The organism is Pseudomonas sp. SZ40, from assembly GCF_052958135.1.
This window is the reverse complement of record NZ_JBQWIF010000023.1, coordinates 42,929-58,845: the sequence shown is the minus strand read 5'-3', so window position 1 is coordinate 58,845 and position 15,917 is coordinate 42,929. Positions and strand designations below refer to the sequence as shown.

General features: G+C 63.7%; 13 protein-coding genes. 10 read left to right on the top strand and 3 right to left on the bottom strand.

What is annotated here, in order from left to right; genetic code table 11:
- The first annotated feature begins 4 nt into the window (after positions 1-4).
- Positions 5-1,189 carry an HlyD family secretion protein gene (locus ACT9T4_RS17760; RefSeq protein WP_499118208.1) on the top strand — a complete coding sequence of 395 codons (1,185 nt, stop codon included), beginning with the start codon at positions 5-7 and terminating at the stop codon, positions 1,187-1,189.
- 1 nt (position 1,190) lies between these two features.
- Positions 1,191-2,720, top strand: a complete 1,530-nt coding sequence (locus ACT9T4_RS17755) for a DHA2 family efflux MFS transporter permease subunit (protein WP_042556097.1) — start codon at positions 1,191-1,193, stop codon at positions 2,718-2,720.
- A gap of 194 nt (positions 2,721-2,914) precedes the next feature.
- On the opposite strand, the gene ACT9T4_RS17750 is transcribed toward ACT9T4_RS17755, so the two are convergent.
- Entirely contained in the window at positions 2,915-3,850 is a 936-nt protein-coding gene (locus ACT9T4_RS17750) for a hydroxymethylglutaryl-CoA lyase (RefSeq protein ID WP_042556096.1), read from the bottom strand.
- 150 nt (positions 3,851-4,000) lie between these two features.
- Positions 4,001-5,206, bottom strand: coding sequence for a CaiB/BaiF CoA transferase family protein (locus ACT9T4_RS17745; protein ID WP_499118206.1), 1,206 nt, complete (start codon positions 5,204-5,206; stop codon positions 4,001-4,003).
- A gap of 178 nt (positions 5,207-5,384) precedes the next feature.
- Here ACT9T4_RS17745 and ACT9T4_RS17740 point away from each other — a divergent pair, with 178 nt between their 5' ends.
- The 5 genes from ACT9T4_RS17740 to dctM all read left to right on the top strand — a co-directional run bounded on the left by ACT9T4_RS17740 (position 5,385) and on the right by dctM (position 10,060).
- Positions 5,385-6,314, top strand: coding sequence for a LysR family transcriptional regulator (locus ACT9T4_RS17740; protein ID WP_499118204.1), 930 nt, complete (start codon positions 5,385-5,387; stop codon positions 6,312-6,314).
- A gap of 91 nt (positions 6,315-6,405) precedes the next feature.
- Entirely contained in the window at positions 6,406-7,410 is a 1,005-nt protein-coding gene (locus ACT9T4_RS17735; RefSeq protein WP_499118202.1) for a DctP family TRAP transporter solute-binding subunit, read from the top strand.
- 25 nt (positions 7,411-7,435) lie between these two features.
- On the top strand, positions 7,436-7,828 hold the full coding sequence (locus tag ACT9T4_RS17730) for a VOC family protein (RefSeq protein WP_499118200.1): 393 nt from the start codon (positions 7,436-7,438) through the stop codon (positions 7,826-7,828).
- A gap of 319 nt (positions 7,829-8,147) precedes the next feature.
- A complete protein-coding gene (locus tag ACT9T4_RS17725; protein WP_499118198.1) occupies positions 8,148-8,780 on the top strand; it encodes a TRAP transporter small permease in 633 nt (210 codons plus the stop codon).
- Complete coding sequence (gene dctM, locus ACT9T4_RS17720) at positions 8,777-10,060, top strand: C4-dicarboxylate TRAP transporter large permease protein DctM (protein WP_042555999.1); 1,284 nt, start codon at positions 8,777-8,779, stop codon at positions 10,058-10,060. The genes ACT9T4_RS17725 and dctM overlap by 4 nt, the downstream gene beginning before the upstream one ends.
- Before the next feature lie 87 nt (positions 10,061-10,147).
- On the opposite strand, the gene ACT9T4_RS17715 is transcribed toward dctM, so the two are convergent.
- Entirely contained in the window at positions 10,148-11,695 is a 1,548-nt protein-coding gene (locus tag ACT9T4_RS17715) for an EAL domain-containing protein (RefSeq protein WP_042556017.1), read from the bottom strand.
- 243 nt (positions 11,696-11,938) lie between these two features.
- Between ACT9T4_RS17715 and acs the strand changes: the two genes are divergently transcribed.
- The 3 genes from acs to ACT9T4_RS17700 all read left to right on the top strand — a co-directional run bounded on the left by acs (position 11,939) and on the right by ACT9T4_RS17700 (position 15,913).
- Positions 11,939-13,900, top strand: a complete 1,962-nt coding sequence (gene acs, locus ACT9T4_RS17710; protein ID WP_042556018.1) for an acetate--CoA ligase — start codon at positions 11,939-11,941, stop codon at positions 13,898-13,900.
- A 374-nt stretch (positions 13,901-14,274) separates the two neighbouring features.
- Entirely contained in the window at positions 14,275-15,054 is a 780-nt protein-coding gene (locus ACT9T4_RS17705) for an ABC transporter substrate-binding protein (RefSeq protein WP_042556019.1), read from the top strand.
- Between the two features lie 169 nt (positions 15,055-15,223).
- Positions 15,224-15,913, top strand: coding sequence for an ABC transporter permease (locus ACT9T4_RS17700; RefSeq protein ID WP_179538003.1), 690 nt, complete (start codon positions 15,224-15,226; stop codon positions 15,911-15,913).
- Positions 15,914-15,917 lie beyond the last annotated feature (4 nt).

The window sequence follows — 15,917 nt, the reverse complement described above, 5'->3', positions numbered from 1 at the left end:
CGCCATGACCGAATCTCAAGCCACTCCCGCCGCCCCTAACTCGGGCAAGCGCAAACGCCTGCTGCTGGGCCTCGGCGTCATCGTCGTGCTGTGCAGCGTGGCGATCTTCGCCTACCACGAGCTGTACGGCCGTTTCTACGAAGAGACCGACGACGCCTACGTCGGCGGCAATCTGGTGCAGATCACCCCGCAGATCACCGGCACCGTCACGCGCATCGCCGTGGATGACGGTGACTATGTCGAAGCCGGTCAGCCGCTGGTGTGGCTGGACCCGGCCGATACCCAGGTGGCCCAGCAGAGCGCCGAGGCCAACCTGGCGCGTACGGTGCGCCAGGTGCGCGGGTTGTACAGCAACGTCGACAGCTACAAGGCCCAGGTGGCCTCGCGCAAGATCGACGTGCAGCGCGCCAAGGCCGACTATCAGCGACGCGTGACCCTGGCCAGCAAAGGCGCGATTTCCCGTGAGGAACTGGCCCACGCCCAGGACACCCTGAGCAGCGCGCAGAGTGCGCTGACCTCCGCCCAGCAGCAGTTGGACACCAACCAGGCGCTGGTCGATGACACCGTTATCGCTTCCCACCCGGACGTGAAAAGTGCCGCCGCACAATTGCGCCAGGCCTTTCTCAACAACGCCCGCAGCACCCTGGTGGCACCGGTCAGCGGTTACGTGGCACTCCGTTCGGTGCAGGTCGGCAGCCGCATTCAGCCCGGTACCGCGCTGATGGCCGTGGTGCCGCTGCATGAAATCTGGATCGACGCCAACTTCAAGGAAACCCAGCTGCGCGAGATGCGCATCGGCCAGCCGGTGACCGTCGAGGCCGATCTTTATGGCGATGAAGTGACCTATCAGGGCCACGTCGAGAGCCTCGGCGTAGGTACCGGCAGCGCCTTCTCCCTGCTGCCGGCGCAGAACGCCAGCGGCAACTGGATCAAGATCGTGCAGCGTCTGCCCGTGCGCATCCGCCTGGACGAAGAAGCGCTGCAGAGCCATCCGCTGCGCATCGGCCTGTCCACCGCGGTAACCGTGGACCTGCACGACCAGAGCGGTGCCCAGCTGTCCACCCAGATGCCGAGTGAACCGCGCTTCAGTACCGCCGTCTACGACGCGCCGCTGGTCGAGGCCGATGCGCTGATCGAACGCATCATCCACGCCAATGGCCCGGCCCAGGCCTCCACGGCTCGGGGCTGACATGAGCGACGCCAACTTTCGCCCGGCCAGCATGCTGCTGGCCACCATCGGCATCTCCCTGGCGACCTTCATGCAGGTGCTCGACACCACCATCGCCAACGTCGCCTTGCCAACCATTTCCGGCAATCTGGGTGTCAGTTCGGAGCAGGGCACCTGGGTCATTACCTCGTTCGCCGTGTGCAACGCCATCGCCTTGCCGCTGACCGGCTGGCTGGCGCGGCGCTTTGGCGAGGTGAAGCTGTTCCTCGCCGCGGTGGTGCTGTTCGTGATCACCTCGTTTCTCTGCGGCATCGCCCGTTCGATGCCCGAACTGGTGGTGTTCCGCGCCCTGCAGGGGCTGGTCGCCGGCCCGCTGTATCCCATGGCGCAAACCCTGCTATTGGCGATTTTCCCCAGCGCCAAGCGGGGCATGGCCCTGGCGCTGCTGGCGATGGTCACGGTGGTCGCGCCGATCATCGGGCCGATTGCCGGCGGCTGGATCACCGACAGTTACAGCTGGCCGTGGATCTTCTTCATCAACATACCGATCGGCATTCTGGCCACCTTCGTGGTCTGGGCGCAGTTGCGCAAACGGCCGGAAACCATCGTCCACCAGCCCATCGACTACATTGGCCTGGCGTTGCTGGTGCTGGGGGTCGGCATGCTGCAGGTGGTGCTCGACAAGGGCAACGACCTGGACTGGTTCGAGTCGACCTTCATCCAGATCGGTACGGCCGTGTCGGTGGTCTCGCTGGTGGCGCTGGTGATCTGGGAACTGACCGATCAGCATCCGATCATCAACCTGCGCCTGTTCATGTACCGCAACTTCACCTTCGGTACCCTGGCGCTGGTGCTCGGTTACTCCGGGTTCTTCGGCATCAACCTGCTGCTGCCGCAGTGGCTGCAGACCCAGTTGGGTTACACGCCGATCTGGGCCGGGCTCGCGGCAGCGCCGATCGGCATCCTGCCGCTATTCCTGTCGCCGCTGGTGGGCAAGTACGCGCACAAGTTCGACCTGCGCCTGCTGGCTGGCGGATCGTTCCTGGTGATTGGCGCGTCGTGCTTCATGCGGGCCTCGTTCAACACCGAGGTGGACTATCGGCATATCGCCGAGGTGCAGGTGTTCATGGGCCTGGGAATCGCGCTGTTCTTCATGCCCACCACCAGCATCCTGCTCTCCAGCCTGCCGCCGAAGGACATCGCCGACGGCTCCGGCCTGGCCACCTTCCTGCGCGTACTGGGCGGTAGCTTCGCGTCGTCGCTGACCACCTGGATCTGGCATCGCCGGGAGATCTATCACCACGCGCAACTGACCGAGCACGTCACGCCCTACGATCCGGCCACCCACCAGTATCTGGAGCAGCTCGGCGGCGCCTCGCAATCGGCCTACCTGCAGATCGACCGGGTGGTGGAGAGTCAGGCCTACATGCTCTCGACCGTGGATTACTTCACGCTGATGGGCTGGCTGTTCTTTGGCCTGATTCTGATCATCTACCTGGCCAAACCACCGTTCTCGGCCAAGGGCGCAGCGGAGTCGGGCGGGGGGCATTGAAAGCCGCGTTCACGCGCTCGCTAATGAATGAGCCGGTAGGAGCCGGCTTGCCGGCGATTGGTGGCCGTGATGCGGCTTGGGCTAAATGGCCGCAATCGCTTCGCCCGCAAGCGGGCTCCTACATCCAGCATGTAGCCCGGCGTTGAGCGCAGCGATACCCGGGGATGGCGGTGGAATAACCGCCACATCCGCGATCAGGCGCTCGCCTCGCTCATCCATTTCGGTTTCGGATAACGGCGTTCTGATGTGCCGGCCTTGAGGATCGCACCTGGCACGTCGTGGCCGATCAGCCCAGGCAGGGTGGCAGCGGCGGCCAGCAGGGCATCCAGATTCACACCGGTATCCAGGCCCATGCGCTGGAACATGTGCACCAGATCTTCCGTGCAGATATTGCCGCTGGCGCCCGGCGCATAGGGGCAGCCGCCGAGCCCGCCGAGCGATGCGTCGAAGCGGTCGATACCGGCGTTCAGCGCTGCCAGGGCGTTGGCCAGGCCCATGCCACGGGTATTGTGAAAATGCGCGGTGAACACCACCTCGGGCCAGCGCTGCAGCGACTCGCGACAGATGCGTTCGACCTGGGCGGGATCGGCCATGCCGGTGGTGTCGCAGAGGGTCACGCCCTGCACGCCGAGATCGAGCAGGCGCTGGGTCAGCTCATGGACGCGCACCTCGGGCACCGCGCCCTCGAAGGGGCAGCCAAAGGTGGTCGACAGCGAGGCGTTGATGAACACCGCGCTGCCGCGAGTGACCTCGATGATCTCGCGAAACTGCGCCAGGGACTGTTCCGGTGTCATGCGCAGGTTGGCCAGGCCGTGGGTGTCGCTGGCCGACATCACCAGGTTGATCTCGTCCACCTGGCACGAAAGCGCCCGTTCGCAGCCGCGCACGTTGGGTACCAGCACGGTGTATTCCACCCCGTCGACACGCTGGATGCCGCGCATCACTTCTTCGGCGTCGCGCAGGTTGGGGATCGCCTTGGGCGAGGTGAACGAGGTGACTTCGATCTTTGCCAGGCCGGTCTGCGACAGCTTGTCGATGAGGGCGATCTTGGCTTCGCTCGGCACGAAGGCCGCTTCGATCTGGAAGCCGTCACGGGTGGCGACGTCTTGGATGTAAAGGCGTTTGGTCATGACTGAATCCTACGGTTGGAGTGGCAAGCTACAAGCTGCAAGTAAAAGCTCGTAGGGTGGATGACGCTCTTTTCATCCACCATTGCGACCGTAGGGCGGTCGCTGGAGAAAAGTGTCAGCTACGCGCCCCGGTTCACCCTACACAGGGCTTCAGATAATCCCGCGCTCGCGCAATCCGCGAACCTGCTCGTCGCTGAGGCCGAGCCCGGCGAGGATCTCTTCGCTGTGTTCGCCGAGCTGCGGGCCACCTTCGCCGATGCGGCCTGGCGTGCGGCTGAGTTTCGGCAGCACGCCCGGCACTTTCAGCGGGCCGGCGCTGGTGCTTACCGTCTCGATCATCTGCCGGGCCAGGTAATGGGGGTCGCTGACGATATCGGCGGCGGTGTAGGGATAGCCCGCTGGCACCCGCGCGCCCTTGAGCGCGTCGATCACCTCATCGCGGCCGCGCTGGGCAGTCCATTCGCCAATGGCGGCATCGATCATCTCGGCGTGCTGGCTGCGCCCGTCGTTCTGCGCCAGGCGCGGATCGTCGGCCAGATCGGTGCGGCCGATCAGGTTCATCAGACGCTTGTAGATGCTGTCGCCATTGCCGGCGATCAGCACGTAGCTGCCGTCGTTGCACGGGTAGGAGTTGGAGGGCGTGATACCGGGCAAGGCGCTGCCGGCCGGTTCCCGCACGTAACCGAAGGCATCGTATTCGGGCACCAGGCTTTCCATCATCGCGAACACCGATTCGTACAGGGCGACGTCGATCTGCTGGCCCTGGCCGCTGTGGTTGCGCTCCTGCAGGGCGAGCAGTACGCCGATCACCCCATACAGCGATGACAGCGAGTCGCCGATGCTCACCCCGACCCGCACCGGCGCCTGGCCGGGGTAGCCGGACAGGTGGCGCAGGCCGCCCATGGCTTCGCCGATCACGCCGAAGCCTGGTAGGTCGCGGTAGGGGCCGGTCTGCCCATAGCCGGAGATGCGCAGCATGATCAGCCGCGGGTTGATGCGTGACAGTTCGTCCCAGCCCAGGCCCCATTCCTCCAACGTGCCGGGGCGGAAGTTCTCCACCAGGATGTCGGCTTCGGCGACCAGGCGGCGGACGATGTCCTGGCCTTCGGCTTCCTTGAGGTTGAGGGTCAGTGACTGCTTGTTGCGTGACTGCACGTGCCACCAGAGCGAGGTGCCGTCCTTGATCTTGCGCCATTTGCGCAGCGGGTCGCCGATACCTGGCGGTTCGATCTTGATCACCTCGGCACCGAACTCGCCGAGCATCTTGCTGGCGAACGGGCCGGCAATCAGCTGGCCCATTTCGATGACCTTGAGCCCGGCCAGGGCCATGGGTGTAACGGTTGAGTCGACAGACATGTGCGAATTCCCGATGACTTGGGTCGATGGCGGCGAGCATCGCCCACGGCGGGCCTGGCCGCAATCAGTCAATCGTCAAGTCTGGCTTCGTATCTCGCGAAGGCTTATGGTGTTGCCGCTCCTGCCCGGCGCCAGCCGCTGCGGTGAGCCTTTCGCCAATCACGAAGCGGAGCTTGCCATGCGCGTGGATTTTCTGACCCTCAAGCTGTTCGTGGCCATTGCCGATGAGCGCAGCCTGACCCGGGCCGCCGAGCGCGAGCACCTGGCGCTGGCGGCGGTGAGCAAGCGCATCAGCGACCTCGAAGCGCACCTGCGCACGCCGTTGCTGTATCGCCAGCCAAAGGGCGTAGCCTTGACGCCAGCGGGCGATGCGCTGCTGCACCACGCACGCAACCTGCTGGACAACATCCAGCACATGCAGGCCGACCTCAGCGAGTTCAGCGAAGGTATCAACGGCCATGTGCGCATCCACGCCAATACCTCGGCGGTGATCGCCTTTCTGCCCGAGGACCTCAGCGCCTTCACCGCCCAGCACCCGCAGATTCGTATCGATCTGGAAGAGCGGGTCAGCAGCGAGATCGTCCACGCCGTGCGCGAGGGGCTGACCGATATCGGCATCTTCGCCGGCCATGTGCAGGCCGATGGCGTGCAGGTCTTTCCCTACCGCCGCGATCGGCTGGTGCTGGTGGTGCCGAGCGAGCATCCCCTGGCGACCCGAGAACGGGTGACGCTACTGGAGACCGTGGGCTACGACTTCATCGGCCTGCAGAAAGAGGCGTCGCTGCACGCCCTGATCAGCGAGGCCGCGCAGCAGGTAGGCGCGCATTTGCGGGTGCGCATCCAGGTACGCAGCTTCGAGGCGATCTGCCGAATGATCCACACCGGCATGGGGATCGGCATCCTCCCCGAGCAGGCGGTGCGCACCTATCTGCCGGGCATGGCGGTACGTGCCGTGGAGATCGAGGATGCCTGGGCGATCCGCGAGTTGAACATCTGTGTACGGCACTACGACAACCTCTCGTTGATCGCTCGGCAGATGGTCGATCATCTCGCTAGCGGCTCTGCCTTCGGCAACCACGAAGGCAGGCTTGGCCAATCAAGAATTTAGTCGCCCTCGGCGCTGCAGTAGAGTTCGTCGCGAACAAAGGCATCCGGCAGGGCACTGACCCGCCGCACTAACAACAACAGGAGATCGCCTCATGTCCCGCTTACTCTCGCGCAGCTTGTCCTGCGTGCTGCTTTCCACCGCCATGGCCTTCGGCGGCGCCGCGCAGGCCGAAGAAATCGTCATCAAGTTCGCCCACGTCGCTTCCGACCAGACGCCCAAGGGGCAGGGCGCGCGCATGCTGCAGAAACTGGTCAAGGAACGCCTGGCGGGCAAGGCGCGCGTGGAGGTGTACCCGAACTCTTCGTTGTTCGGCGATGGCAAGGAGATGGAGGCGCTGTTGCTCGGTGACGTGCAACTGCTGGCGCCTGCGCCGGTGAAGCTGGAGAAGTATCAGCCACGGGTGCAGATCTTCGATCTGATGTTCCTGTTCGACAACGCGGCTGCGTCCCAGCGTTTCGAGCAGTCGGCCAAGGGCCAGGAGTTGCTGCACAGCCTGGAGAACAACGGCATTCTTGGCCTGGCCTACTGGCTCAACGGCATGCGCCAGTTCACCGCCAACAAGCCTTTGCACGTGCCGAGCGACGCCCGGGGCATGAAATTTCGCGTGCAGCCTTCGGACCTGCAGGCCGCGCAGATCAGCGCACTGCGTGCGGTGCCGCGCAAGATGGCCTTCGCGGAGATCTATCAGGGCCTGCAGACCGGGGTGATCAACGCCTCCGACAACCCCTGGTCGAACATCTACAGCCAGCGCCATTATGAAGTGCAGCAGTACATGATCGAATCCAACCATGCCGTCGGCAACTACATGCTGATCACCAACGCGGCATTCTGGAACGGCCTGCCAGAGGATGTGCGCGGAGAGCTGAAAACCATCATCGACGAGGTCACCGTCGAGGTGAATCGCCAGGCGCTGGCGCTCAACGAAAAGGACAAGGAGCAGATCCTGGCCAGCGGCAAGCACGAGCTGATCACCCTCAGCGACGAGGAGCGGGCACAGTGGCGCGAAGTCATGCGGCCGATCTGGAAAGAATACGAAGGCAAGATCGGCAGCGACCTGATCGAAGCGGCCCAGGCCGCCAACGCAGCCGGCCAGTAAGTCATCACCGAACACGGAGACCACCATGCTCGACCACCTGGATCATCTGGTATTGACCGCTACCGACGCCGACGCGACCACGCACTTCTACGTCGAGGTGCTGGGCATGCGCCTGGAGACTTTCGGCAATGGCCGCAAGGCGTTCTGCTTCGGCAACCAGAAGATCAACCTGCACGTGCGTGGAAAGGAGTTCGAGCCCAAGGCCCACCTGCCGGTGCCGGGTTCGCTGGACCTGTGCTTCATCGCCAGCCAGCCTCTGGACGAGGTGATCGCGCACCTGCAGCGGGTCGGCTGGCCGATCATCGAAGGACCGGTGATGCGCACCGGCGCCACGGGTCCGATCCGTTCGGTGTACCTGCGCGACCCTGACCTGAATCTGATCGAGATAGCTGAGTTGGTCGGGCAGCGGAACGTGTAGAAGCGGCCGGTGGCATGACCTGTAGGGGCTTGGGGGGCGCCTAGCCCTTGCTGGCGATGCGATTGTTGATACAACACCGTATCGGCGGTGGCTCTGATCGCCAGCAAGCTGGCTCCTACACGAGAACCGCGGCCGACCGCTATCGCCACTTTCTAGCCGTAAGGTTTTTCCGCACGGATGCCTCCAGTCCTTTGCCACTGGAGGCTATTCGCCCACGCCGAAGGCCGCGTTTACCAATCGTGAATATCTGCCCGCCAGACGGCGGGGTTAGAGTCGGCTTGCCAAAACAATTACAACAACTCTCTCTGGGAGACCGCTGATGACAGCTTTGCAGCGCCTGTGGGATCAGCTCGAGGAAACCGCCGTGGCGTTTCTTCTCGCGGCGATGACCCTGGTCACCTTCTCGTACGTGGTATTCAACAACCTCTACGGCGTTTTCTACGCCCTGGGTGATTCCCTGCCGTTCGCCAACGATGCGATGTTCAGCATTGGCGACGGCATCCTCTATGTCGCCCAGGAAATGACCTGGAGCGTGGCCCTGACCAAGGCCATGTTCGGCTGGCTGATCTTCGTCGGCCTGGCCTGGGGCGTGCGCATCGGTGCGCACATCGGCGTCGACCTGCTGGTGCGCATGTTCAAGCCAGCCCTGCAGAAAACCGTGGCGATCATCGCCCTGGTCATCTGCCTGGCGTACTGCGCGCTGATGGCCTACTCCAGTGAGCAGTGGGTCGCGGTGCTGTTCAACATCGGCACCGGCGCCGAGGACCTGGACCGCTTCGGCGTCCAGCAGTGGCACATCGTGATGATCGTGCCGATTGGCTTCTCTCTCATGTTCCTGCGTTTCGCCCAGGTGTTGGTGCGGGTGATCCAGGACAAGCAGATTGGTTTTGGTGGTCACGGCGAAGTCGAAGACGCCATCAAACTCGCCGAAGAGACGGAGGCTAAACGATGACCATCGCATTTCTGTTCGTCGCCCTGTTCGCGCTGATGTTCATCGGCATTCCGGTGGCGATTTCCCTGGGTTTGTCCGGGGCCATGACCATCCTGTTCTTCAGCAACGACTCGGTGCGTTCGCTGGCGATCAAGCTGTTCGAGACCAGCGAGCACTACACGCTGCTGGCGATTCCGTTCTTCCTGCTGTCGGGCGCGTTCATGACCAGCGGCGGCGTGGCCCGTCGGCTGATCGATTTCGCCAACGCCTGCGTCGGCCATATCAAGGGTGGCCTGGCCATCGCCGCGATCCTGGCGTGCATGTTGTTCGCCGCGCTGAGCGGCTCGTCGCCGGCCACGGTGGCGGCGGTCGGTTCGATCGTCATCGCCGGCATGGTGCGCTCGGGCTACAAGAAGGAGTTCGCCGCCGGTATCGTCTGTAACGCCGGTACCCTGGGCATCCTGATTCCGCCGTCGATCGTCATGGTGGTCTACGCCACCGCGACCGAGACCTCGGTGGGCAAGCTGTTCATGGCCGGCGTGGTGCCGGGGCTGCTGCTGGGCGTGTTCCTGATGATCACCATCTACATCATCGCCCGGGTGAAGAACATGCCGTCGCTGCCGCGGGCGTCGATGAGCGAGATCCTCACTGCCGGGCGCAAGGCCGGCTGGGGGCTGGCGCTGATCGTGATCATCCTCGGCGGCATCTACTCGGGCATGTTCACGCCGACCGAGGCCGCTGCGGTGGCAGCGGTGTACGCGGCCTTCGTGGCGATCTTCATCTACAAGGACATGACCGTTCGCGAGTGCCCGAAGGTGTTCGTCGAGGCCGGCAAGCTGAGCGTGGTGCTGATGTTCATCATCGCCAACGCCATGCTGTTCGCCCACGTGCTGACCACCGAGCAGATCCCGCAGTCGATCACCGCCTGGGTCGTCGACCAGGGCTTCAGCCCGATCGAGTTCCTGATCGTGGTGAACATCGTGCTGCTGATCGCCGGCACCTTCATGGAGCCGTCGGCGATCATCCTGATCCTGGCGCCGATCCTGTTCCCGATCGCCATGCAGCTGGGCATCGACCCGATCCACCTGGGCATCATCATGGTGGTGAACATGGAGATCGGCCTGATCACGCCGCCCACAGGTCTGAACCTGTTCGTCACCTCGGCGGTCACCGGCATGCCGCTGACCCGCGTGGTGCGCGCGGTATCGCCATGGCTGCTGGTGATGCTGGCGTTCCTGATCCTGGTGACCTACGTGCCGTTCATCTCGCTGGGGCTGCCGAACTGGCTGGGCATGAACTGATCACCGACTGAGCAAGGCGCTTCCTGCTCGGCAGGAGGCGCCTGGCCACTTTCCTCGTCCCGGCCTCTGCGCCGGGTTTTTTATGGCTCAGACAACCTGCGGTGGCGTTTCCAGAGCCTTGAACAACGCGGGTGCAGGCATCGGCCTGGCGAACAGGTAGCCCTGCAGGAACTGCACGCCGCGCTGGCTGAGGTACTCACTCTGCTCAGCGGTTTCCACGCCTTCGGCGACCAGACCGAGCTCCAGGCGCACCGCCAGGTCGAGGATGTTGTCGAGGATATGCCGGGACAGGGCATCGGAGCCGATCATGGAGACGAAGCTGCGATCGATCTTCAGGTAGTCGACGCGAAATTCACGCAGGTAGGCGAGACTCGAGTGGCCGGTGCCGAAGTCGTCGATGGCGATGCGCACACCCAGCTCGCGCAGTTCGGTGAACAACCGGTCAGTCACCGCGGTGGGCGTGATCATCTGGCGCTCGGTGAGCTCCAGCACGAGGTTGATGCGCCGGGCAGGGAAGGCCGCCAGAAAGTCGCGGCACTCTTCCAGCAGGTGCAGGTTCTGACAGTGCGCTGCCGTGACGTTGATGCCGATATGAAACCCCGGCGGCAGATCGTGCGCTCGGCTGGCGAAATCTTCGCGTACCTGGTTCATCAGGGCGCTGGTCATGGGCACGATCAGGCCGCCACGTTCGGCCAGCGGGATGAACTGATCGGGGGGCACCAGGCCTTCTCGGGGGTGCTGCCAGCGCATCAGCACCTCCACGCCATCCCAAGTGCCATTGCGAGCGTCCACCAGAGGTTGGTAGTAGGGGATGAACTCACCCGCCTCCAGGGCGCGCTGCAGCTCGCCGCTGGGCGAGGCCGAGCGCAGGCTGAAGCGATAGGTCACGGTGCCAGCCAGTGCACCGAGCATCAGGAACAGCAGGAGCTGCGGCAGATAGTGTTCACGCATGTACTGCAGCGAGACGCCGCTCGGGTAGCTGGCCAGGACCCTGAACGGATAGCGCGACGATGCGGTGCTGTAGGGATAGTCGGTGTATTGCGTGGCCGCGCTCTGACTGACGATGCCATCGGCGGTCATCCAGTTCTCTCCCACCGTCAGCTGCAGGGGAACCTCCTGGCCATTGACCTGCAGCAGGTTGTTGAGGTGCTGGCCGTCGATGCCGATGAGCACGCTTCCATTGGTGTCGCTCTGGCGGTACACCAGCAGTGCACGTTCCGGCGTGACCGGGTTGCCGGCCATCAGGCGCAGGCGACCCTCGCTGTAGGCGGCAGGTTCTTCGGCGATGCTGTACGGCCCCATCAGCGATGTGCAATAGATGATGCCGTCATGCACCAGATTGACCGAGCGCGCGAAGGGGCTGGCGGTAGCCTGGCGACGAAGTTGTGGCTCCACTTCCGCACAGGCGCGGCCCGATAGCTCGATCACTGCATCGGCAGCCTGAGCGGCATTGTCGAGTACCACTTCCAGCTGGGCCTGGGCATCCAGCGCGCTCTTTTCCGCGCGATTGGTCAGCAGCGTCGCGGCCTGCCAGTACATCAGCGGTATGCCCAGCAGCAGCGGCAGTGCCGCGACACCCAATGAGGTGCTCAGGCGCCGAGCGCGTCCGCGGGAGCGAAGAGTGGAGAAGGGCATGAGGGTCCTTGGTCCGGATGGCTGTGATCAGCTTAGCGAAAGCTGTACGGCAAGAATGTCCGCTGCGTCTCGAATCGTCTGCAGCGCGCGGCCGACCGGCGTGCCGAGGATCTTTCGCTGGCCGGGCGGAGCGGCTGCGACCAAGGTCTAGCGGCGGTAAGACCATGGTCGAATGGTTGTAAGCAGGGGGGATGGTTACAAATGTACTCATAGAAGAACAACATCAATAACCGAGGTGATTCAATGAGTGCTGCGTCCCTGTATCCCGTGAGCCCCGAGGTGGCGGCCAATTCGTTGACCGACGAAGCCACCTACAAAGCCATGTACCAGCAGTCCGTGGTCAACCCGGATGGCTTCTGGCGCGAGCAGGCTCAGCGCCTCGACTGGATCAAGCCTTTCACCAAGGTCAAGCAGACCTCGTTCGACGACCACCACGTCGATATCAAATGGTTCGCCGACGGCACGCTCAACGTTTCCTACAACTGCCTTGATCGCCACCTGGCGGAGCGCGGCGATCAGATCGCGATCATCTGGGAAGGCGACGACCCGTCCGAGCACAAGGAAATCACCTACCGCCAACTGCACGAGCAGGTGTGCAAGTTCGCCAACGCCCTGCGCGGCCAGGACGTGCACCGCGGTGACGTGGTGACCATCTACATGCCGATGATCCCGGAAGCCGTGGTCGCCATGCTGGCGTGCGCCCGCATTGGTGCCATCCACTCCGTGGTGTTCGGTGGCTTCTCGCCGGAGGCCCTGGCCGGGCGCATCATCGACTGCTCCTCCAAGGTGGTGATCACCGCTGACGAAGGCCTGCGCGGCGGCAAGAAGATTCCGCTCAAAGCCAACGTCGACGACGCCCTGACCAACCCCGAAACGCGCAGCATCCAGAAGGTCATCGTGGTCAAGCGCACGGGTTCCGAGATCAAGTGGAACCAGCACCGCGACATCTGGTTCGAGGACCTGATGAAGGTGGCCGGCAGCGTTTGTGCGCCGAAGGAAATGGGCGCCGAAGAAGCGCTGTTCATCCTTTACACCTCCGGCTCCACCGGCAAGCCCAAGGGCGTGTTGCACACCACCGGCGGTTACCTGCTGTATGCCGCGCTGACCCACGAGCGCGTGTTCGATTACAAGCCGGGCGAGATCTACTGGTGCACCGCCGACGTGGGCTGGGTCACCGGCCACAGCTACATCGTCTATGGGCCGCTGGCCAACGGCGCGACCACGCTGCTGTTCGAAGGCATCCCCAATTACCCGGACGTGACCCGCGTGTCGAAGATCATCGACAAGCACAAGGTCAACATCCTCTACACCGCGCCGACCGCGATCCGCGCCATGATGGCCCAGGGCACCGCCGCCGTCGAAGGTGCCGATGGCTCCAGCCTGCGTCTGCTCGGTTCGGTGGGCGAGCCGATCAACCCGGAAGCCTGGAACTGGTACTACGAGAAGGTCGGCCAGTCGCGCTGCCCGATCGTCGACACCTGGTGGCAGACCGAAACCGGTGGTTTCATGATCACCCCGCTGCCGGGCGCGACGGCGCTCAAGCCGGGCTCGGCAACCCGTCCGTTCTTCGGCGTGGTACCGGCACTGGTGGACAATCTGGGCAACATCATCGAGGGCGCTGCCGAAGGCAACCTGGTGATCCTCGATTCCTGGCCGGGCCAGTCGCGCAGCCTGTACGGTGACCACGACCGTTTCGTCGATACCTACTTCAAGACCTTCAAGGGCATGTACTTCACCGGTGACGGCGCACGCCGCGACGAAGACGGCTACTGGTGGATCACCGGTCGCGTCGACGATGTGCTCAACGTGTCCGGCCACCGCATGGGCACCGCGGAAGTGGAAAGCGCCATGGTCGCCCACCCGAAAGTCGCCGAGGCTGCCGTGGTTGGCGTGCCGCACGACATCAAGGGACAGGGTATCTATGTCTACGTGACCCTGAATCAGGGGCAGGAGCCGTCCGAGCAGTTGCGCCAGGAGCTCAAGGCCTGGGTGCGCAAGGAAATCGGTCCGATCGCCACCCCGGACGTGATCCAGTGGGCGCCGGGGCTGCCGAAGACTCGCTCGGGCAAGATCATGCGGCGCATCCTGCGCAAGATCGCCACGGCCGAATACGACGCTCTCGGCGACATCTCCACGCTGGCCGATCCGGGCGTGGTGCAACACCTGATCGACACCCACAAGTCGATGCAGACCGCCTGCGCCTGATCTGATCCCGCGCTGAACGCAAACGCCCCGCGCTGGCACTGCCGCGTGGGGCGTTTTGCGTGGGGCTGCCGTTCACTGTCGATGGCGACGTGCGAGTTGCTTCCACAGCGGGATTGCAGGCCTGCTCTCGGGCCACTGTCGCCAGGAATCCGATCTCGCCTATTTTCATTCTGTCAAGATGCTCTTGTCGGTGCTCTCTCTCATCTGTAATTAGTTGTCGCATCTGGGAAATATCGCCTGCCGCGCTATCGCTAGAATGCCGCACTTCCGTGCGACGCCCGCAGCCCTGCGCTACGCTGGCGACGTCACTACTCCATGGCCCGGGTAACCCGCCCAGGGCCAGCGAAACCCTATCCCTGTCAGGAGTTTCCTTCATGAAAAAGATCGCACTGCTCGGCGCGCTGGCACTATCCCTGCTGTCGCCGCTGACCATGGCCCAGGAGGCCAAGGCGCTGCGTATCGGTATCGAAGCGGCTTACCCGCCGTTCGCCTACAAGACTCCCGACGGCAACATCACCGGCTTCGACTACGACATCGGTGTCGCCCTGTGCGAAGAGATGAAAGTCGAGTGCAAGTGGATCGAGCAGGAGTTCGACGGCCTGATCCCGGCACTCAAGGTCCGCAAGTTCGACGCCGTGCTGTCGTCGATGTCCATCACCGAAGAGCGCAAGCGCGCCGTGGACTTCACCGGCAAGTACTACGCCACGCCGGCCAAGCTGGCGATGAAGAGCGGGGCGGTGATGAACGACGTGGCCACCGACCTCAAGGGCAAGAAGATCGGCGTACAGCGTTCCTCCGTGTATGACCGTTACGCCACCGACGTTTTCGGCCCGGCCGGTGCCGAGATCGTGCGTTACAGCTCGCAGAACGAAGTGTTCCTGGACCTCAGCGCTGGCCGCCTGGATGGCACCATCGCCGACTCGGTGAACATCGAAGACGGCTTCCTCAAGACCGACGCTGGCAAGGGCTTCGCCTTCGTGGGCCCGGATTTCACCGAAGAGAAATACTTCGGCGAAGGCCAGGGCATCGCCGTGCGCAAGGGTGACAAGGCGCTGGCCGAGAAGATCAGCGCCGCGATCCTGGCCATCCGCGAAAACGGCAAGTACAAGGCCGTCCAGGACAAGTACTTCAGCTTCGACGTCTACGGCAAGTAAGGCCTCGATCTGCTGCGCTTGGGCCATGCGGCGTTGAGACACGCGCGCACGGTCGTAGCTCGCAGATCGTGGCTTCTTGTCGAAGGGTGGCACACGCCGACTGTTCTTGGCGTGTGCCACTTTTGCGTTGCATTTCCGGCGCCCGATGGCGCACCCATGAGGTAAGCGGATGCTCAACGGCTACGGCTCGTCCATTCTCGATGGCGCCTGGCTCACCCTGATCCTGGCGCTGACGTCGATGGCGGTGGCCATCGTGCTCGGCCTGGTTGGCGCTGCGTTTCGGCTGTCGCCAGTGCGCTGGCTGGCGGTACTCGGTGAGACCTATTCGACAGTGATCCGCGGCATTCCCGATCTGGTGCTGATCCTGCTGATCTTCTATGGCGGACAGGATCTGGTGAACCGGGTGATGCCGATGCTCGGCTATGACGAGTACATCGATATCAATCCTTTCGTCGCCGGCGTGTTCACCATGGGCTTCATTTTCGGCGCCTACCTGTCGGAAACCTTCCGCGGTGCCTTCATGGCCATTCCCAAGGGGCAGGCGGAGGCGGGGGCGGCCTATGGCATGAGCAGCCTGCAGGTGTTCCTGCGCATTCTGGTGCCGCAGATGATCCGTTTCGCCATTCCCGGGTTCACCAACAACTGGCTGGTGCTGACCAAGGCCACGGCGCTGATCTCGGTGGTCGGTCTGCAGGACATGATGTTCAAGGCCAAGAGCGCCGCCGATGCCACGCGTGAGCCCTTCACCTTCTACCTGGCGGTGGCCGGCCTGTATCTGCTGATCACCAGTGTCTCCCTGCTGGCCCTGCGTTATCTGGAAAAGCGCTACTCGGTCGGCACCAAGGCCGCCGAACTGTGAGGGG